The sequence below is a fragment of the Psychrobacter sp. JCM 18901 genome (assembly GCF_000586435.1).
In the GTDB taxonomy this organism is placed as follows: Bacteria; Pseudomonadota; Gammaproteobacteria; order Pseudomonadales; family Moraxellaceae; genus Psychrobacter.
Map to the genome: position 1 here is coordinate 64,556 of NZ_BAWH01000015.1, position 19,022 is coordinate 83,577.

A 19,022-nucleotide genomic window follows, 5' to 3' on the forward strand; every position below is an offset into this window, starting at 1 on the left:
GATAAGGGTCAAAGATGACAATTGAACAAGAGCCAGCATTGGATGACGTATTGCTCAAGCCATTGGTTGAGAATGCACTAACTGAAGATTTGGGTAGCGTGGTGATGTAACCTCACAAGCTACTATCCCAGCCGATATGCAAGCGCAGCTACAGATCAAGGCGCGGCAAGCAGGCGTGATATGCGGTATCGATTTGGCACGCTTGTCTTTTGCCTTAGTCGATACACAAATTGAGTTTATTGCACAAGTACAGGATGGCGAAACAGTAGAGGCTGGCGCAGTGTTAGCGACCGTAAAAGGTAACGCGCGTCACTTATTGACAGCAGAACGCACGGCACTGAACTTTATGACCCATCTTAGCGGTATTGCAACAGCGACCCGTCAAATTGTCGATAGCGTGGCGCAATATCCTGCGCAAATTACTTGTACACGCAAGACCATTCCAGGCTTACGTATTGTACAAAAATACGCCGTACGCTGCGGCGGCGGACGTAATCATCGCTTGGGGTTGGATGATGCTATTTTAATCAAGGACAATCATATCGCCATTGCTGGTGATATAAAAACAGCCATTCAGCAGGCACAAGACTTTGCTGGGCATCTGATTCCCATTGAAGTTGAAGTAGACACACTAGAGCAATTAGAGCAAGCGCTCGATGCAGGTGTGAGTTTAGTGCTATTAGATAACATGTCGCCTGAAACATTATCGCAAGCGGTTACTATGTGTCAGGGTCGAGCAAAGACTGAAGCCTCAGGTGGTATTACGCCTGAAATGGTACAAGCGGCAGCAAGTACAGGGGTTGATTTTATCGCGATGGGTTATTTAACGCATAGTACTACCGCTTTGGATATTGGGCTAGATTTTAGTGCATAAGTGCAGACGTAATAAAGACTAATAGCGCTACATGCGCTCGATTTTATAACAAGGGTTATCACAGAGTTAGTAAAATGGTAATTTATACTGATAGCTTTTACTAACAACCTGTTAAATGCTTGTTTTTGCACTGAAGCTTTACTAAGGTGACATATAGGCATAACGGCGCAAAGTTAATGATTTTATTAGCTTATCTGCCTATGCTACAATGCTATTTTTAGTTGCCTATTGGGTCATCGTTGCACTCGCACGATGACCTTATCTTTTTGCACAAGCGGTATCAATAGACAAGCGAGCGCTCAGTGAATACTGAAATTATCAAGATAATCCTAGCCTTTATGGTATTGATCAATCCATTTAGCGCATTGACGTTATTTTTAGATTTGACTCGCGGCTATTCGATGAACAATCGACGTAAGGTCGCGCGCGTTGCTTGTCTGACCATTTTTATCACTATCAGCTTTTTTTACGATTGCAGGTGAGACGTTACTAAAAACACTTGGTATTTCTATCGGCTCGTTCCAATTGGCAGGCGGTATATTGGTGTTTTTAATTGCCCTAAATATGATGAATGGAGAGGGTAATCCAGTTAAACCTGATCAAGAGAACTTCGATGTTGATCATGTAAAAGATGCGCCAGTTTCAATGGCAGCTGCCGTGGTTCCCCTTGCGATTCCGATGATGATTGGGCCTGGTGGTATCTCCACGGTTATCATTTATTCTTCACAAGTATCAGGTATTTTGCAGGTATCTGCCATCTTGATTGCTGGCTTATTTATCAGTCTGTTTTGCTATTTGGCGTTGATGGCGGCAGGTCGAATCAGTCGCTTACTAGGCGATACTGGCTTGAATATCATGAGTCGAATCATGGGTATGCTATTGGCCGCCGTTTCTATCGAAATTATCGTTAATGGTCTGCGTACGCTCTTTCCTAGTTTGATGTAAATAATTAATACTACCGCTAACCATATATATTTATATAGCGGTTAGCGGTTAGCGGTTAGCGGATATCGACGTAATTTAGTTTATCCAATACGTCGTTTACTTAATATTCAGCTTATTCAACACTCAGCTTATCTATCATTTCCTAGTTATACTTCTATCAGCTTTGATACAAATGCCAAGCCAGATAGAGCATCAGTAACCCTACCAAAGCATCCAGTATGTTCCATGCCTTAGGCTTCTCAAATAGAGGCCTGAGTAATCGTGCACCATACCCAAGCGCAAAGAAGAAAAAGAACGAAGCGCTAATTGCACCTGCGGCAAACGTCAATTTACTGCTTGCGCCTGTAGAAACCATGCCGACGAGTACCAATGTGTCTAGATAGACGTGCGGGTTTAGCCAAGTAAAACCAAAGCATAGTAACAAGGCTTTTTTTAAGCTAGTCACGACTTGTCCTTCGACAGTCAAAGCATGTGACACGCGTACGCTGGCATACAAACTCTGCAAGCCATATCCTAATAAAAATATAACGCCTGCTATTTTTGCGATATCTATAACGTGAGGATAGCGGGCCGTAACTGCACCAAAACCACCAACACCTGCTGATATTAAAAACGCATCGCTCACCGCACAAAACAAGCAAACAAAAAAATATGTGCTCGCGTTTGAGCCCTTGTTTGAGTACAAAGGCGTTTTGGGAGCCAATAGCAATGATGAGAGATAACCCAAGTAGGAAACCAGAGATATAATCGGGAGCATTCATAATACGGTGCTTAACGGTTGGCGTGTAGGAATGGTGACATTTTGCTTACTGGCAGGCCAGCAAAAACCTGCTAAGATACGCTATTGAATGAATGTATGCAATATGCGCACAATGTGAGTGTAATAGACGAGGGGCAGAGCAAGTCATGGTAGTCAGTTTGACAAGAATGCTACAGTCATTTGGGCAAGCTCAAGATGACCTACCGACATTGGCAGCAAAGAATGCTCAGGAGATGAGCGTCAATCATGAACAGGATGCTGCTGCAAGAGTGATAGCAATCACGCAGTACATGAGCGTTCTACACTGACTCCGCCTGAACGTGTAAACCGCATATGTGATGCGTTGGCACAAGTGAGTGATAGCCAATCATCCACGCCTTTGACCGATCGCTATCTGAGCAATCGTGCTCAAAGGCGCCCAACCAATAGACCGCCTTTTGACCCAGATACTTTGTGGTATCTCAAACATGGACGTTGTCCGATTATGACTGAGCTTGTTGATGTGGTCGATGAAACCACCCTAAATGCCATGCCTATCGAAGCCGTTGCGATATTAGATCGTATCAACGGTAAGCTAAAGCGTTATCGTGAGTGGAGTAGTGAGCTAAACGAACAGCAACAGCAGCAACATAATGAGCGTCAGTTCGTCATCGACAAGCTAGTATCCGAAAGTATCCCTGAGGCATTGCATCATTATGAGCAGCTACAACGCTTCAGTCCGCATCGCACCAAAAATAACATGGTGCAGGGCAAGATGACGGCCGGTGATATGCTGACAGATTTGTTTTTAGAGATTGACTATGAGCTTGACGAACTATTGGATGAATTGCATCAGACAGTTTTGAACCGCCTTGCCTCAACCCACCGTTATGTTAAGAGCCGTACGCAAAGTTAAATTTTCGCTGATGACACTTTCTCTCGTACACTCGCAAAGGTTAAGTATTATCAAAAAAACAAAATCGACCCAGTGCATAACAATATAGGGCTTTAATAGAGCCTTATTTTTTTGTTTAATGATATCAACCATAAGAAATCAGCCACGACATTCTGATAAGTAATAAGGACAATATAATGACCCAAATGACTGCGATGTTCGTAATGTTTGTTTTGTATGGGCTGTTGCCAGCGGCTGGGTTATATCTAGGTTATCGTGGCATTAAAAAAAGTCACAGCACCCAAAATGCTCGAATATAAGGCGATGCCGCAACTGGGTTATATACCTGAAAAAAAGCCTACCTGACGACGTTAAAACCGCTCTGGAGCAAATTAATACAAAGGGTGAAAAGCTGCGTGTCATGTATGGCGATACCAATAATGATGGCAAAATTGATGATAAAGATACTGTCAACGAAACTTATATTATGATTCAAAACCTAATGGATAGGCATGTGCCGCAAGCCGTCGCTGACTATCGCCGCTTGCATGATTTAGATGTGACGGATAGTGCGCTTGCTGACACTACCAAAATTAAGCATTCTAATGTCACGGGCAAAGAAGCCTTGTTAGACGTGCTTAAGACAATTAACACACAGTTTGATGACCTGCTCAACGCGTCATATCATCAAGACGGTCAAAAACTACTCGCGACCAATCGCTATCTCCAAAAACGTTTTAACAATCCTGCTAGCAATACAGATATTCTAAAGCCCGATAGCAATGCCAGTAGTGATGTTAGTAGTGGTGTTAGTAGTGATGTAAATATTCAAGCGATTGAAAGCCCAACTGGTGAAAATGTGAGTGCTAAAGACATTAAGCTGTAAATACAAAGTTGAACGGTGAAAGGGTAAAGAGCAAGCGTATATGAGTATCTTAATAGGCATCGGTATTGTAACGACCGTCACTACCTTTTATCTAGGTAGAAAAGGCTGGCAGGCTTTTCATAAAGCCGTCGGTATCTCACCTGGCGTACTCACTTATCAAGATTATGATGCGCCCTTGTCATTAGCCACATTAAGCTTGCAGCAGTTAACGTTAAATAAACAGCACTTAAAAAAACTTGTCTGAGCAGCAACTACGCCAGTTAAAACGTATCGATGAAAAAGTAAGCAGCTATCACGCTTATCAAGCAGCCCTACAAACTCAACATAAGACACCGGCGATAACAGAAGCACAATTTGTGTTGAATAAAATGTTGCAAACACGGTTACCCGAGATGCTGGCTACTCATTACCAATTAACGGATATAAATGCCAAGAATAGAAATAACGACAAGAGATTGGAAGCTAGTGAGTTATTGCAGAGTGTTTTAGATAATATCGAACAGCGTTTGGACAGGCTGCTGGTACAAATAGACGAGGAACAGCTACAAGAGCTGCGAGTCATGAAACACTATATTAATAGTCACGATAGCTGAGCCGCTATTTTTATACTAAGCGACTGTGACCTCTGTAAACTGTGACGCCTATAAAAAGACACAAAAAAGCGGTCAGTGATTATCCATCATTGACCGCTTTTTTTATGTTTATCCCAAATCTATTTAAGACTTAGAATAATGTTAAATCAATTTAACTAGCGCTTATCATTGCGATTACGGGTGTTACGTGTACCGCGGCTGGCAGGGCTAGCACTACTTTTAGGTTTCGCGCTGCTGTTGCGGTTATCGCTACGAGTATCAGTGCGACGCGCTTTAAGCGGCTTGTTTCTGATACGTTCTTGTTTTTCTTTGGCTGCGCCATGTAGACCCGTGCCATAACGTGGGCGTAAGCTGACCAAATCCGTCAACGTATTGATTTCTTTTTTTATCAAGCTCTAAGAAACGACCAGTACGTAGCTCTTTTGGTAGAACAATCGTGCCATAGCGTGTACGTAGTAGACGACTAACTTTTAGACCTTGTGATTCAAACAAACGACGTACTTCGCGGTTACGGCCTTCTTTTAGCTGGACGTGATACCACTTGTTGACGCCTTCGCCGCCGCCTTCTTTGATGTCTTCAAATTTTGCAAGGCCATCTTCTAGCATGACGCCAGCGGTCAATGCACGGGCGATATCAGGCGTTACTTCACCCAATACACGTACCGCATATTCACGAGTGACTTCACCAGATGGATGCATCAAGCGATGCGCCATTTCACCATCGTTAGTAAATAACAATAGGCCAGTTGAGTTGATGTCCAAACGTCCAACCATTACCCAGCGGTCATGAGTCAGCTTTGGCAAACGCTCAAAGACAGTTGGGCGACCTTCTGGATCTTTAGCAGAGCAAACTTCGCCTTCAGGCTTGTAGTAAGCGATAACACGGCGACGCTTCTCGTTTTCAGAAGTGTATTTGATTTGACGGCCATCAACGCGAATCTCATCACCTTGCGAGACGCGATCACCGATGGTCGCAGGACCATTGTTAACCGTTACGCGGCCAGATTTAATAACTTCTTCCATTTGACGGCGTGAACCAAGTCCCATACGGGCGAGTGCTTTCTGTAATTTTTCATCTTTCATCATAATATCCTTGAGTCGGTGGGTTTACATTTCTCAATGTAAAAAATTGGATTGACTATTCTACGCTATTTTAACAAATTTAGCACGTAAACCAATAGCTTACTGATTATTAATGCATAAGCAAACATTGTGCTAATCAATAAAAGTTTATTAGTCATATACGAAATATAGACTCGAAGACTCTCAGTGACTGGTGGTATAAATGAATACGTAGATACAAACACTTACACTATTTCGGCACTAAAAGGTTATTTCCAATCATAAATGCAATCGAAACAATCCTTTATTAAGTTAAAGTTTTTCAAATTAAAAATAAAAATTTTATTTATGACGAAGCTGTTTTCACTTGCATTTTTTTATCGCTCAACAATCTAAAAGTCGATATAAATTTTTGCAATTAGCCGAAAATAAAGGGCTTGATGAGAAATTGCAAAATAGTCACTTAATTATTTTATGGCAAGTTATATGTATTGCACTGAATATAGTTTAGGTGTATATTTATTAAATATATTCTTTTTTACGAATATAAATGCTGTGGTGAGGTTTCCTGGTTTGATTCACAAATATAAATATGAGTAACTGTTATGGTTAATAAATATTTCATTTTTGTACACAGACGCTTCTTGGTAATGAGCATATTTTGCTTATTTCTAATGGGGTTGTTTAGTGGCTGTACGATCAACTCAGGACTTCAGTCAGGAAATCTTCCTGAATCTGGCACCTTTACCGCAGAAAACGGTCTTCAATTTCATATTCAGCCTTTAAGTCTGGCAACTTTACCGCGTACAGTGCCGCCTATTATTACGCAAGATCTCTCTCATTTGATCAAAACTTCTGGACGAGTCAATTACGGCATTGCGAAAGGGGATGTGCTGAATATCATCCTTACCAATTATCCAGATATTAATGCGTCAACTGCTAGCTTAACGGTAGATCAACAAGGGTATATACAGTTTCCATTAATAGGTAGAGTTCAAGCCAGTGGGCTGAGCGTGCCGCAGTTCACCGCTACGTTGCAAAGCAAGTTACAACGTTATCTCAAGTACTCAGATCCTCAAGTCAAAATCATCAATTACCGTGGCAGCAAGTTTTTCGTAGATGGTGCGGTGAAGCAGTCTGGTGAGTTTGCTATTGCTGATGTGCCAGTGTCGGTATATGGGGCTATCTCTATGGCAGGTGGTACCACTGAGACAGGCGATTCAAACAATATTGTGCTCAACCGTCAGGGCAACAGCTATCGCTTAGGAGTGCAGTCACTACATAAAATGGGACTGTCTGCCAATCAAATCTATCTGCGGAATGGTGACTCTATTCACGTCAATAGCCAAAGCCGCAATAAGGTCTACGTATTGGGTGAATTTGGCAAAATTGAGCCAGTTGCGATTCCAGAACAGGGGCTGAGCTTAGCGCATGTATTGGGCGAGTCAAATGGACTAAATTCCAATACGGCTAACGCAGCCAAAGTATATATCGTGCGCGACAACCCTCAGTACCAGTACACCAATATCTATTACGTCGACATGCAGAGCATCACAAGCTTAGCATTAGCCAGTCGCTTTGACATGCAAGCCAATGACATTCTTTATGTAGATCCAACAGGCTTGGCTCGCTGGAATCGTGTGATTAGCGCGATACTACCGTCAACCTCTGCCATCAACGTGATATCAGGGTTATAAATAATAGCTAGTGAAAATACTGGATGTGCTTTGAATTTCAATACTGAGATTAAGTGAGATAAGAATAGAAAGTAGAGTGATAGATTTTATAAGGTGCGATGAGGCAGAGAGCAATCTAACTGCAGTCAAGGGCAGTTAGGGTCTTGGAGCTAAGCGAAAGCTATTAAGCGATTAACATTGAATAATGGGTATATGGTTATGAATAATATAGATTCAAAAGACCTATCGACACCTAAGGGTGACAACGACAATGACAACATCGACTTAACAGCGCTGGTTTTGGTTTTGTTGCGTGGCTGGAAAGTCATAGCGCTCATGGCAGCAATCGGACTCTTAATAGGATTTTTCTATACACGCTATATTAATCCGACCTTCAAGTCTGATGCGCTGATCCAAATTGAAGAAAATTCCCAAGGAGTCGATGCGCTTGGGGCGAATATCTCAGAGTTGGTCGGAGAAGAAGTGAGCAAGGCTGAGGCAGAAGCCGAGCTTATACGGTCTCGGATGATACTAGAGCCAGTCGTCGATATGCTACATCTAGACATCAAACTGACCGATCCTAATATTGGCTATCTCGATAAAATAACAAACGACCGCATTAATACTCAGTTGAACACAAATGATGGTGTGTCTTTGAGCACAAAAAACGGTTCCGTACAAATCAATCAGTTCGATGTTTCACCAGCGTATTTAAACCAGTCTTTTACGCTGTCACAGTCTGACACAGGATTTGTCTTGAGTAATGGACTAGATGATTTCAAAGGACAATTGGGTCAGCCGCATCAGTTTAATGGGGTAAACGGTGAGATTAACATTACGGTGACTGAGCTACCTGCAGACGGTTATCCTATTGGCATCACTCAGCAGACCTTAAAGACCACGACAGATGCAATGAATAGCGCCTTGTCTGTGGAAGAAAAAGGCGATAAAACCAATATTATTCAGCTGTCGATGACAGGCACAAACCAACAGCAAATCACGACCACACTTGATCAGATAGTCCAGTCTTATATCGATCAAAACCAATCTCGTGGTACGGAAGAAACGACCAAAACATTGGCTTTCATGGAAACGCAGATTCCAGCATTAAAAGAGAAATTAGACACCTCTGAAGCTCAATTTAATGAGTTTCGTAAAAAACACGGCACCATCGATGTAGGTAAAGAAGCTGAGCTATTACTAAATGAAAAGTCTCGAATCGATGAGCAGCTCAATGATCTCAAATTAAAGAGAGCCGATCTAACGACTTACTATACCAATGAACACCCACTCGTCATCCAGATCAATGAGCAACTAAAAGTCCTCAACAGTCGAATAGGAGCGATAGGTAGCACCGTCGCAGGACTGCCTGAAATACAGCGAGAGTTCTTAAAGCTATCAGAAGATACAGCTATCAATAGAGAGATTTACCTCACGCTGCTCAAAAACTATGAGCAACTAAAAATCGTTAGAGCTGGTCAGGTTGGTTATGCCCGTATTCTAGACCGACCGACCAGTACCTTCGACGCCATTGCACCAAACAAATTCCAAATTATGCTGTTGGCGCTACTCGTAGGTACTGTACTTGGGGTAATGCTGGTTCTAATCAGAAACTTAATTAGAAATGTCGTGAAGGACCCAGAGCATCTAGAGTCTAAAACGGGAATTCCTGTCATTGCAACGATTCCACGTTCGACCTCGATATCTAAGCTAGGTAGGAACAAAAAAAATACTGGTCGGATGCTTGCTCACGTTGATCACAATGGCTTGAGTTATGAAGCAATTAAAAATTTACGGACAAACCTTTTATTTGGTAAGACGACGAAGACAGCAGATGAGAAATCCGCTCAGACCATATTAATCACCGGAGAAAGTCCAGGTGTCGGTAAGTCTTTTATTACGGCCAATTTATCTGAGGTGTTTGCACAGCTTGACAAAAAAAGTGCTGATTATCGATGGAGATATGCGTTTAGGAGAGCTGCATAAAATGTTTGGTATGAATCCAGACAGTGGTCTCACAGATTATTTATTGCAAGATAAAGATAGCACTCTATCAGCGATAAGCCTCGGTTAGATATTGACATGGCTAAGTTAAACCTTGAGAGCTTTATTCAGCCAACTGGTATGGAGCATATCGACCTTATATCGCGGGGACGACCGTCGCATAATCCGACTTCGTTATTGATAGGAGAGAGGTTCAATCATTTGATGGCAGCGCTCAAAACGAAGTACGACTATATCGTTATCGATGCGCCGCCTATATTGGCTGCATCAGACGCCATGGTATTGGCACAACACGCAGACAAAGTACTGATCGTTACCAAATTTGATCATTCAGTAGAAGGCCAGCTGGTCTATGCCATCAAACAGATGAGTAAAGCAAACGTACAAGTAGATGGCATCATTTTAAATGACATACAGCAAAGTATCTTGAACAGGTACAGCTATCACTACCATTATGCTTATGGACACAATTCGTAGTTAGTTACTGTCCATTGTCCATGGCAAACGAGCGACATAACTTAAGTAGGTGGATCTTATGTTTATAAAAACAGAGTCTAACAATGCTTATCAAACGCCAAGTGACCTCAATCGATGGTCGAGGCGTATGACGCTGTTTTTATTAGCTTTACCACGCTTTGCTAAATGCTCTATCTTATTTGGTATCGATTTTTCGGTTGCTGTCCTTTGCTTGGTAGCGGCATTGGCATTGCGTCAAGGTTATGTCGATGATCAAATCGGCCTTACGGTATTAGCTTTTTATGCATTGATACCTGTCGTCAGCTTGTATCTGATTGGCTTTTATAGAGGCGCCTCTAGAGGGTTTTTCGATGCGGCGATGGGTCGAGTACTACAGTTGTTTTTATTACTTATTATCGTTTATCAGTTCATCATTTATGTAAATCCAGTATCAATGATGCCGCGCTCAGCGCCAATCATATTTTTGTTCTTATTCTTTATTTGGTTATGGAACAGTCGGCTAATGATTCGCGGGTTGCTGAATCGACTACAGAAACCAGACAATCAAGATCGCCTAGATAGTTGCTGTGATAACGTGATTATTTATGGTGCAGGATCGGCTGGTAGAGAGCTATTAGAGAGCTTGAGACATTCTCATAAATACAATGTAGTGGCATATATCGATGATGATCCGCAGCTAATAGGAGCTTACTTACATAGTAAAAAAATATATGCCGCTCATGCGCTACCTTGGTTAATAGAAAAATTAAATGTCGCGCAAGTGATTTTGGCAATGCTTCTATGAGCCGTGGTCGTAAAAAACAGATTATGGATAGCCTGTCAGGCGTTTCTGTCAAATTAAAAGATTTACCAAGCTTACGAGAGCTTGCTGATGAGATCGTAACAGTCAGCCATATACGGCCAGTCGATATATTAGATGTGCTTGAAAGAGAGACTGTAGAGCCAGTTGCTGAGCTGCTTCAAAAAAATATCACGGGTAAAAACGTACTCGTGACAGGGGCAGGCGGCTCTATTGGTAGTGAGTTATGCAGACAAATCATGAAAAATAAACCTGCATGTTTGGTGTTATACGAGCAGTCTGAATATGCTTTGTATACAATCGATCAGGAACTTAGAAGCCTTGTCGCTAGTAACGTCGTTAGTAGTATTGAATATCAAGATACTGAGATTGTTAGCATAATTGGAAGCGTGGGCAACGAAAAAAAATTAATCAATATATTCGAAAAATACCATATAAAAACGATTTATCACGCTGCTGCATACAAACATGTACCGATTGTCGAGTCCAATCCATTTGAAGGCACGATTAATAATACTAAAGGTACCTACCATTGTGCTTGCGCTGCGATAAAGGCTCACGTTGATACGTTTGTATTGATCTCTACTGACAAAGCAGTGCGACCGACCAACGTGATGGGAGCCTCCAAACGCTTGGCTGAGCTTGTCTGCCAAGGACTGAGCCAAAGCAACAGTCATACATGTTTTAGTATGGTGCGTTTCGGTAATGTCTTGGGTTCATCAGGCTCTGTGGTACCACTATTCACCAAACAAATTGAACAAGGTGGTCCGATTACTATTACCCATCCAGACATCACGCGCTACTTTATGACCATACCGGAAGCGGCGAGTTTGGTGATTCAGGCAGGGGCTATGGCGTTCGGTGGTGAAGTATTTGTACTTGATATGGGTGCACCTGTCAAAATCGTGGATCTTGCCAAACGTATGATTCGTCTGACAGGGTGCGAGCTAAAAGATGCGAGCAATCCTAATGGTGATATCGAAATTGTGTTTACTGGATTGAGACCAGGTGAAAAACTCTATGAAGAGTTAATCATTGGTGCCGACAACATAGAGACCACGTTTCATCCACTCATTATGCAAGCAATGGAGCATAGTTTTCCATTGGAAGATATCGAAGCTATCTTGTTTGAGTTTATTGAAAGATCAAAACAACACGATACTCAATGGTTGAAAGCGCAGTTTAGGACCTTTGTTGAAGGCTACCGAGAAGGCGATGAAGCTGATGTCGAAAAGATAGATATAGAAATGATGGACGTGGTGAGTTAATAGAATAAAAAAATTGAAGTAAGTAACTAATAGAGTGGTTAAAAGTATGCTGCGATTAGCCAAAGAATTGTTTGCCCTGTTAACTGTAGACCAGCGACGACGTTATTTGTCTTTGCAGATCATGATGGTGTTCATGGCATTTATGGAGCTGTTGGGAATTGCTTCTATAGGGCCTTTCATGGCCTTAGTGGCTGATATGCAGCTGCTTGAAACCAATGCAATTCTTAATCGTATATATGTAGCCAGCGGTGTGAGTACACATACAGATTTTTTGTTTATAACGGGTCTATTTGTACTGTTGATGCTTAGTTTAGCGTCTATTTTGTCGATGATTACGACATGGCGTTTATCTTTATTTGCTTATTCGGTCGGTACAGAGATTAGTGATCGTTTGTATCATTATTATTTGCAAAAAGACTGGTTGTTCCACGCTAGTGGAAGCAGTGCTCAATTGACGAAGCAAATTGCAACTGAGGCATTAAGAGTAACAAACTTTATCATTTTACCGTTTATACAGATGAACGCTCGTCTAGTATTAGCAGTATTTATCTCAGTTAGTATCTTTATTTATAACCCATTGATAGCAACCGTAGGGGTTGTATTGTTTGCTAGCGGTTACGTAATTATATACAGAATGATTCGTAAGCGTATCGCCTTGTATGGAGAGTACGTTTCTACTACCTCAACTGATCGATTTCGTTTAATGAATGAGGGCTTCGGGGGGATCAAAGATGTACTACTCTACAATCGTAGACATGATTTTGTACATCAGTTTGAGACAAGTGGAAAGTTATTTGCGCATGCTCAAGGAGTAAATACAGCATTAAGCCAAGCACCTAGATATTTAATGGAATTGTTAGCTTTTGGTGCAATGATTGGGCTAGTTCTAGTTTTGCTGACAACACGTGAAGGGAATTTGAGCCAAGTATTACCTATATTAACCGTTTATGCTCTTGCTGGTTTTAAGTTATTACCTGCTTTGCAGCAAATATACCATAGCGTTGCTACGATTAGAGGCAATACGGCTGCTTTCGATTCTATAAAAGAAGACTTGCTTGCATCATTGACCGTAGATAGTGAGCAGGGTGCTGCTTCAGATATTGCGAGCGGTCAAACCATTGATTTAGCAAAAATCAAGACTATACGACTGAATAGGGTTAGCTTCACCTATCCTAATAAAGTAATGCCAGCATTAGATAATATAAATCTAAATATACCTATCAATTCTACAGTTGGTTTTGTCGGTGAGTCGGGGTCTGGTAAATCTACAGCTATCGATCTATTACTAGGGCTTATTGCACCAACTACCGGACAGTTAGTGCTTGATGACTTAATTATCGATGAAAAAAACAAGCAGGCTTGGCAGCAATACATAGGTTTCGTACCGCAGAGTATATTTTTGAGTGAAGGTAGTATCGCTGAAAACGTCGCTTTTGGCATATGTCGTAAAGATGTTGATTTAGTAAGAGTAAAACAGGCGATTAAGCTTGCCCATCTAGAGTTCTTAGTAGACAGTTTATCTGAAGGTTTAAATACTAAAGTCGGTGAACGAGGCGTACAACTATCTGGAGGACAGCGACAGCGTATTGGCATAGCTAGAGCTTTATACAATCAAGCTGATGTATTGGTGTTTGATGAAGCAACAAGTGCCTTAGACGGTATTACTGAAAAAGTCATAATGGACGCTATTCAAGAGTTAAGTGGGCAGAAGACCATCGTAATGATAGCCCATCGTCTAAAAACAGTAAAAAATTGCGATATTATTTATCTCATGAAGCAAGGCAGAATAGTGGAGCAAGGGACGTATCAACAGCTTATAGATAAGAATCCCATGTTTAAAAAAATGGCTGAATTTTCATAATGAACGCATTGTAAGTGTATGAGAAGATTTGTATCGCTTTACAAAGTTTTTAGCAGTAACAGGCAGGGATCATAGTTTTTTTAATTTTTAGACAATTTATGCGTGAGGTGCCAATCATGACCGCATTTGAGAGCCCATTAGTCAGTATCATTGTACCTGTCTACAACGTTGCGCTGTATCTTGATGAGTGTTTGAGCTCTATTAAAATGCAAACGTATCAGAACCTTGAAATAATCGTGGTAGAGGATTGCTCAACTGACCATTCTATACAGGTGTTGCAACCTTATCTAAAAGACAGACGCATCAAATTCATTAAAAATGTTAAAAATCTAGGTCTGTCAGCTACCCGTAATAAGGGGATTGATTTGGCTACCGGTGTATACATAATGTTTGTCGACTCTGACGACATCATAGATTTAAGCTTAGTAAAGACCTGTGTCGATTGTGCGACAACAACCAAAGCAGATTTAATCACGTATGGCTATGCACAATTTAGTGACATTCCTGAAACTGTAAAGCAGTCTTGCTCTCCATCTGATTTAGAACTAATAAGCTATAAACAAGGAAATGAGTATTTTAATCTGGACCATTATTGTTGGGCAAATTTTATTCGATTCAGTGTGTTAAAACATTCGAATATCCGTTTCCCAGTAGGGTTTTATTATGAGGATGGACCTTTTCATTGGCATTTAGGTCTTGAGGTAAAAAATAGATATTATTTACCAAAAAAATGTATTTATATAGAAAGCATAGTCAGTCTATTAGTGCGCTGAGTAGCAGAAATGGTCGAAAGTTATTAGATGCTTTTACGCTGGAACTAGAGATAATCGCACTTGTAAAGCGTTACAGACGAGATGAATTGAAAAATGTACTGTCAAAGCGTCTTATAGATTTTAACTTTTATAATCTTCTTTATATCGATGATAAATTCTTAGCTTCTGCATTGAGTAAGGTGAAAATAATCGAGACCTCAATGCGAGAAAATGATTATGAGCAGGTTCTTAATTACCGAAGTATTACGGTTTTATTCTTAACTCTAGCACCTAACTATATATCCTTACCTTTTTTTAAGATTAATCCGAATAATTCTGCATAAAATATTTAAACCTACTCGTAAACTAATCCGTAATGCTTTCAAGTATCTGTCGTTTGACAATGAAAGAGATGCAACCTATCAGGATGTATAGCATGAAAAAAATATGCTTTATTGCAGGTAATCTTAATAACTCTGGCGGCACAGAAAGGGTGACTAGTGTGGTAGCCAATAAACTGGTTGAAAAAAATTATGATGTTTCAATATTAAGCCTGGTAGATGGTAACGAGCCTTTTTTTACTTTAAATAAAAGTATTCAAACTTACTCGTTATATCCCCAAAAAAAATATCTTTTAAACAGAATTTCCTACCCACGATTTGGAAGATACGTAAATTTATCAAAGAACACCAAATAGATAGAGTTATTGTTGTTGATAGTAACTCATGCCTATTTACAGTGCCTGCATTATTTGGGCTAGATATAGAGCATATCTGCTGGGAACATTTTAACTTTAATAATGATTTAGGGCGATATAGTAGAAGAGTGGGACGTCAGTTAGCAGCGCGATACTGTGATGCTGTGGTTACTTTGACAGAGAGAGATAAGCAGTACTGGTTAAAAGGTACATCGCATAAATCACAAATAATAGCGATAGCTAATCCTTGTCCTTTTCCACCTCAAACCGATAGCAAAATAAATGGCAGCAATACAGTCTTGACTGTTGGCGAACTAACAAAAGTAAAAGGATTTGATTTATTGCTCGAAGCTTGGGTTCAAGTAAATAGCACTATGCCGAATTGGAAGCTGGTCATTGTTGGTGAAGGCGAAGATAGGAAAAAGCTAACAAGTTTTATCAACGATCATAACTTGGTAGACAGTGTTGATTTAGTAGGACGTACGTCTGATGTAAGCAAGTATTATGAAAAAGCCGATATATTTTGCTTGAGCTCTCGCTTTGAAGGTTTCCCTATGGTTTTGCTTGAAACATTAGCATTTGGTTTGCCTGTTGTAAGTTTTGACTGTGATACAGGACCTGCAGAGATATTAGAAGATACAGGTTCTATCCTAGTGCCTAGAGGCAATATAATTCAGCTTGCTTCATCTTTAATTAATTTGATGAAGGATGAGTCAGCTCGAGAATCAATCAGTTTAAAAGCTAAAGAGAAGTGCGAAAATTATCAGTCAGAGAATATAATAAATCAGTGGATTAAATTATTGGAAAGGTGAAATTAAGTTATGTTAATATTTTAAATTTGATATATATTAATAGTGACGTTATAGTTTTTGATTAATCTTAAGAAATGGCTATATTTTCAATAAATATATTTAGCAGTGTTGATTTGATTTTAGTTATATTGGATTTTTATATACTACCGAGTTTTTTATATAAAATAAAGGGAGCATAATTTGAAAATTTTAATATTAACAAGTAGCGTCAATAACTCGGGAGGCACAGAGCGAGTAGGATCTATGCTAGCTAATGGATTATCTGAGGTCGGATATGAGGTGTTGCTAGCGAGCATAGCTGATGGCGATATGCCTTTTTTCCATATTAATAAAGAAGTTAAGTTGCTGTCTTTAATGAGCTTTCCAAAATGTAAGTTATGCCGTATTCCAAATACTATTTATAAGCTAAGAAAGTTACTAAAGAAAGAATGCATTGATACATTAATCGTAGTGGACACTTTATGCATTCAGTTTACTTTGCTCGCTGTGCTAGGGCTGCCAGTAAAGCATATATGCTGGGAACATTTCGGATTTAGCAATAATATCGATAAACCTCAAAGGAGGTTCGCTCGCCAATTAGCAGCTCGATACTGTGATTCGGTAGTTACCTTAACAGAAAAGGATAAACATCATTGGTTAAAAGGCACACAGCATAAATCACAAATCACAGCTATATCCAACTATTGTCCGTTTCCACCACAAAGCTTCGATAAAAAGGAAGATACGAAAGTAGTATTAGCAGTAGGCAGCTTAACCCATATTAAAGGTTTTGATATGTTACTCAAAGCTTGGATTAAAATTAATAGTACTATGTCAGATTGGAAGTTAGTCATAGTTGGGGAGGGGGAAGATAGACCAAAAATGACAGAGTTCATAGACAATAATAACTTGATAGATAGCGTTGAACTAGTAGGACGCGCTGTTGATATGAGTAATCATTATAAAAGAGCTGAAATTTTTTTGCTTAAGTTCACGTTTTGAGGGGTTTGGTATGGTATTGATTGAAGCTTTGGCTTTTGGATTACCTATTGTTAGTTTTGATTGTGATACAGGCCCTGCAGAAATATTAGAAGGTACAGGTTCAATTTTAGTACCGAAAAACGATATCGATGAGCTTGCTTCAGCCTTGATAGAACTGATGAATAATAAAGAAGATCGAAAAATAATTGGCTTACAAGGAAAGGAGAAATCTAAAAAATATCAACCTAAAGAAATAATAGGGCAGTGGATTGGGCTATTAGAAAAGAGCGACTAATTATAGAATAAATAGAATTAAAATAATGGATGTATGCCTATTCATATAACTATTTTATAGCTATAGGATAACAATGAAAATACTATATGTTATTACAGGCTTAGGACAAGGAGGCGCTGAACGAGTTGTTTGTGACTTGGCGGATGCATGGTCCAAAAAGGGCATCAAGTTAGAATTGTGTATTTTGTAGGTGAGGTACTTACTAGACCAATATGTGAAGGTATTGAGTTAACGAAAGTTAGCTTGACCAATCTAATCTCTCTACCTGCTGCATATATTTTGCTATCAAAAATAATTAAAAGTTATCAGCCTGACGTTGTGCACTCGCATATGGTCCATGCAAACATTTTGACGCGCTTAGTTAAAATAGTAACTCCAATGAATAGATTGATATCCACCGCCCACAGTAGCAATGAGGGCGGTGCACTACGTATGCTAGCTTATCGACTGACCAACCGCTTAGCTGATGTAAGCACCAATGTCAGCAACACGGCAGTTGCCTCTTTTGAATCAAGATATGCAGTACCAAAAAAAGGAATGAAAGCTATATATAACGGAGTGAATTTTGATGACTTTAGTTATAGTACGCAGGCAAAAATTGCAATAAAGGATGAGCTTGGGCTAGATCAGAACTGCAAGGTGATTTTAGCAGTTGGTAGGTTTAATAAAGCAAAGAACTACCTTAATCTCTTGAGGTCCATAAGATTTTTAAAAAACGCTAATTCTATTCCTTTTGTACTGATTATTGCAGGTGATGGTGAATTAAGGTCAGAAATCGAAAGACATATTATAGAGTTAGAATTAGATAAAGAAGTTATTTTGTTAGGTAGAAGGAGTGATATATCAACGTTGATGAGTGCTTGTGATACGTTCGTTTTATCATCTGATTATGAGGGGCTGCCGACAGTATTGATTGAAGCTTTAGCTTGTCAAGCAAACGTCGTTTCTACTGATGTTAGCGGCGCCCGTGAGATATTAGACGGTTATGGAAGTATCGTGCCTATTCGTAAGCCTGAAGCTTTAGCAAAGGCCATCGAAGCTAATTTATTAATTGAACAGAAGAACATTCTAGGTCGACAATATGCCAAAGACAAATTTGATATAAAGATTATTTCCGATGAATGGGTGGAAATATACCATGAGAAATAAACAGCAATTATTCGAGAGATTTTCTAACTCTAATATATTTTTATTAGTTACCGCTATTTTTTTCTCAAAAATAATTGCATTTGTACTGATGGAATACGATATTTTAATAATAAACTTGGGCGGTGGCAGCGATGCCAATTACTATAACTCTTATGCTGAAGGCTTTACAGATACCGCAGTAAATATTTGGCCAGTATTACTAAGGTGGTTAAATGATTATGGCTTGTATTCGCGTGATTTGACTACTTATTTCTTATTTTTTTTAAGTTTAATAGCCA

16 protein-coding genes and 5 pseudogenes are annotated in these 19,022 nt (G+C 39.9%); 19 read left to right on the forward strand and 2 right to left on the reverse strand.

Annotation, left to right across the window (positions count from 1 at the left end; all coding sequences use genetic code 11):
• The first annotated feature begins 14 nt into the window (after positions 1-14).
• Together nadC and TT11_RS11320 are read left to right on the forward strand one after the other, a co-directional pair.
• Positions 15-874 (forward strand): annotated as a pseudogene (gene nadC / locus TT11_RS11315) (carboxylating nicotinate-nucleotide diphosphorylase).
• A 338-nt stretch (positions 875-1,212) separates the two neighbouring features.
• Positions 1,213-1,819 (forward strand): annotated as a pseudogene (locus TT11_RS11320) (MarC family protein).
• Between the two features lie 157 nt (positions 1,820-1,976).
• On the opposite strand, the pseudogene TT11_RS11325 reads toward TT11_RS11320, so the two are convergent.
• Positions 1,977-2,580 (reverse strand): annotated as a pseudogene (locus TT11_RS11325) (LysE/ArgO family amino acid transporter).
• A 157-nt stretch (positions 2,581-2,737) separates the two neighbouring features.
• Here TT11_RS11325 and TT11_RS11330 point away from each other — a divergent pair.
• From TT11_RS11330 to TT11_RS11350, 5 genes are all read left to right on the forward strand, one after another.
• The gene (locus TT11_RS11330; RefSeq protein ID WP_261870511.1) at positions 2,738-2,887 is read left to right on the forward strand and encodes a hypothetical protein; all 150 of its coding nucleotides are present in this window, start codon (positions 2,738-2,740) and stop codon (positions 2,885-2,887) included.
• A gap of 35 nt (positions 2,888-2,922) precedes the next feature.
• Positions 2,923-3,474, forward strand: a complete 552-nt coding sequence (locus TT11_RS11335) for a hypothetical protein (protein ID WP_261870512.1) — start codon at positions 2,923-2,925, stop codon at positions 3,472-3,474.
• Positions 3,475-3,874: 400 nt separating this feature from the next.
• Positions 3,875-4,339, forward strand: a complete 465-nt coding sequence (locus TT11_RS11340) for a hypothetical protein (protein WP_261870513.1) — start codon at positions 3,875-3,877, stop codon at positions 4,337-4,339.
• Positions 4,340-4,379: 40 nt separating this feature from the next.
• Entirely contained in the window at positions 4,380-4,583 is a 204-nt protein-coding gene (locus tag TT11_RS11345; protein WP_261870514.1) for a hypothetical protein, read from the forward strand.
• Positions 4,576-4,932 carry a hypothetical protein gene (locus TT11_RS11350; protein ID WP_261870515.1) on the forward strand — a complete coding sequence of 119 codons (357 nt, stop codon included), beginning with the start codon at positions 4,576-4,578 and terminating at the stop codon, positions 4,930-4,932. The genes TT11_RS11345 and TT11_RS11350 overlap by 8 nt, the downstream gene beginning before the upstream one ends.
• 155 nt (positions 4,933-5,087) lie before the next feature.
• Here TT11_RS11350 and rluB read toward each other — a convergent pair.
• Positions 5,088-6,015 (reverse strand): annotated as a pseudogene (rluB, locus tag TT11_RS11355) (23S rRNA pseudouridine(2605) synthase RluB).
• Positions 6,016-6,668: 653 nt separating this feature from the next.
• Here rluB and TT11_RS11360 point away from each other — a divergent pair.
• The 12 genes and pseudogenes from TT11_RS11360 to TT11_RS11415 form a co-directional block, all read left to right on the forward strand.
• The gene (locus tag TT11_RS11360) at positions 6,669-7,691 is read left to right on the forward strand and encodes a polysaccharide biosynthesis/export family protein (protein WP_261870516.1); all 1,023 of its coding nucleotides are present in this window, start codon (positions 6,669-6,671) and stop codon (positions 7,689-7,691) included.
• Positions 7,692-7,889: 198 nt separating this feature from the next.
• A complete protein-coding gene (locus tag TT11_RS11365; protein WP_261870517.1) occupies positions 7,890-9,656 on the forward strand; it encodes a GNVR domain-containing protein in 1,767 nt (588 codons plus the stop codon).
• A 96-nt stretch (positions 9,657-9,752) separates the two neighbouring features.
• Positions 9,753-10,151 carry an AAA family ATPase gene (locus TT11_RS11370; protein ID WP_261870518.1) on the forward strand — a complete coding sequence of 133 codons (399 nt, stop codon included), beginning with the start codon at positions 9,753-9,755 and terminating at the stop codon, positions 10,149-10,151.
• Positions 10,152-10,209: 58 nt separating this feature from the next.
• Positions 10,210-10,935 (forward strand): hypothetical protein, encoded by a 726-nt coding sequence (locus TT11_RS11375; RefSeq protein WP_261870519.1) that lies wholly within the window; start codon positions 10,210-10,212, stop codon positions 10,933-10,935.
• The gene (locus tag TT11_RS11380; protein ID WP_261870520.1) at positions 10,881-12,218 is read left to right on the forward strand and encodes a UDP-N-acetylglucosamine 4,6-dehydratase family protein; all 1,338 of its coding nucleotides are present in this window, start codon (positions 10,881-10,883) and stop codon (positions 12,216-12,218) included. The genes TT11_RS11375 and TT11_RS11380 overlap by 55 nt, the downstream gene beginning before the upstream one ends.
• 46 nt (positions 12,219-12,264) lie before the next feature.
• On the forward strand, positions 12,265-14,079 hold the full coding sequence (locus TT11_RS11385; RefSeq protein ID WP_261870521.1) for an ABC transporter ATP-binding protein: 1,815 nt from the start codon (positions 12,265-12,267) through the stop codon (positions 14,077-14,079).
• 116 nt (positions 14,080-14,195) lie between these two features.
• The gene (locus TT11_RS11390) at positions 14,196-14,852 is read left to right on the forward strand and encodes a glycosyltransferase family 2 protein (protein ID WP_261870522.1); all 657 of its coding nucleotides are present in this window, start codon (positions 14,196-14,198) and stop codon (positions 14,850-14,852) included.
• 672 nt (positions 14,853-15,524) lie between these two features.
• Positions 15,525-16,340 (forward strand): glycosyltransferase family 4 protein, encoded by an 816-nt coding sequence (locus tag TT11_RS11395; protein WP_261870527.1) that lies wholly within the window; start codon positions 15,525-15,527, stop codon positions 16,338-16,340.
• Between the two features lie 180 nt (positions 16,341-16,520).
• Complete coding sequence (locus TT11_RS11400) at positions 16,521-17,321, forward strand: glycosyltransferase (protein ID WP_261870523.1); 801 nt, start codon at positions 16,521-16,523, stop codon at positions 17,319-17,321.
• 10 nt (positions 17,322-17,331) lie between these two features.
• Positions 17,332-17,595 carry a glycosyltransferase gene (locus TT11_RS11405; protein WP_261870524.1) on the forward strand — a complete coding sequence of 88 codons (264 nt, stop codon included), beginning with the start codon at positions 17,332-17,334 and terminating at the stop codon, positions 17,593-17,595.
• A gap of 147 nt (positions 17,596-17,742) precedes the next feature.
• Positions 17,743-18,744 (forward strand): glycosyltransferase, encoded by a 1,002-nt coding sequence (locus TT11_RS11410; RefSeq protein WP_261870525.1) that lies wholly within the window; start codon positions 17,743-17,745, stop codon positions 18,742-18,744.
• Positions 18,734-19,022: pseudogene (locus tag TT11_RS11415) on the forward strand (hypothetical protein); the annotation flags it as partial. The gene TT11_RS11410 and the pseudogene TT11_RS11415, both read left to right, overlap by 11 nt.

What these genes read in the sequence shown, in the direction of transcription:
- TT11_RS11340 (WP_261870513.1), top strand. Translation starts at nt 3,875, where the DNA reads ATGTATGGCGATACCAATAATGATGGCAAAATTGATGATAAAGATACT.
- TT11_RS11345 (WP_261870514.1), top strand. Translation starts at nt 4,380, where the DNA reads ATGAGTATCTTAATAGGCATCGGTATTGTAACGACCGTCACTACCTTT.
- TT11_RS11360 (WP_261870516.1), top strand. Translation starts at nt 6,669, where the DNA reads ATGGGGTTGTTTAGTGGCTGTACGATCAACTCAGGACTTCAGTCAGGA.
- TT11_RS11365 (WP_261870517.1), top strand. Translation starts at nt 7,890, where the DNA reads ATGAATAATATAGATTCAAAAGACCTATCGACACCTAAGGGTGACAAC.
- TT11_RS11370 (WP_261870518.1), top strand. Translation starts at nt 9,753, where the DNA reads ATGGCTAAGTTAAACCTTGAGAGCTTTATTCAGCCAACTGGTATGGAG.
- TT11_RS11375 (WP_261870519.1), top strand. Translation starts at nt 10,210, where the DNA reads ATGTTTATAAAAACAGAGTCTAACAATGCTTATCAAACGCCAAGTGAC.
- TT11_RS11385 (WP_261870521.1), top strand. Translation starts at nt 12,265, where the DNA reads ATGCTGCGATTAGCCAAAGAATTGTTTGCCCTGTTAACTGTAGACCAG.
- TT11_RS11390 (WP_261870522.1), top strand. Translation starts at nt 14,196, where the DNA reads ATGACCGCATTTGAGAGCCCATTAGTCAGTATCATTGTACCTGTCTAC.
- TT11_RS11405 (WP_261870524.1), top strand. Translation starts at nt 17,332, where the DNA reads ATGGTATTGATTGAAGCTTTGGCTTTTGGATTACCTATTGTTAGTTTT.
- TT11_RS11410 (WP_261870525.1), top strand. Translation starts at nt 17,743, where the DNA reads ATGGTCCAAAAAGGGCATCAAGTTAGAATTGTGTATTTTGTAGGTGAG.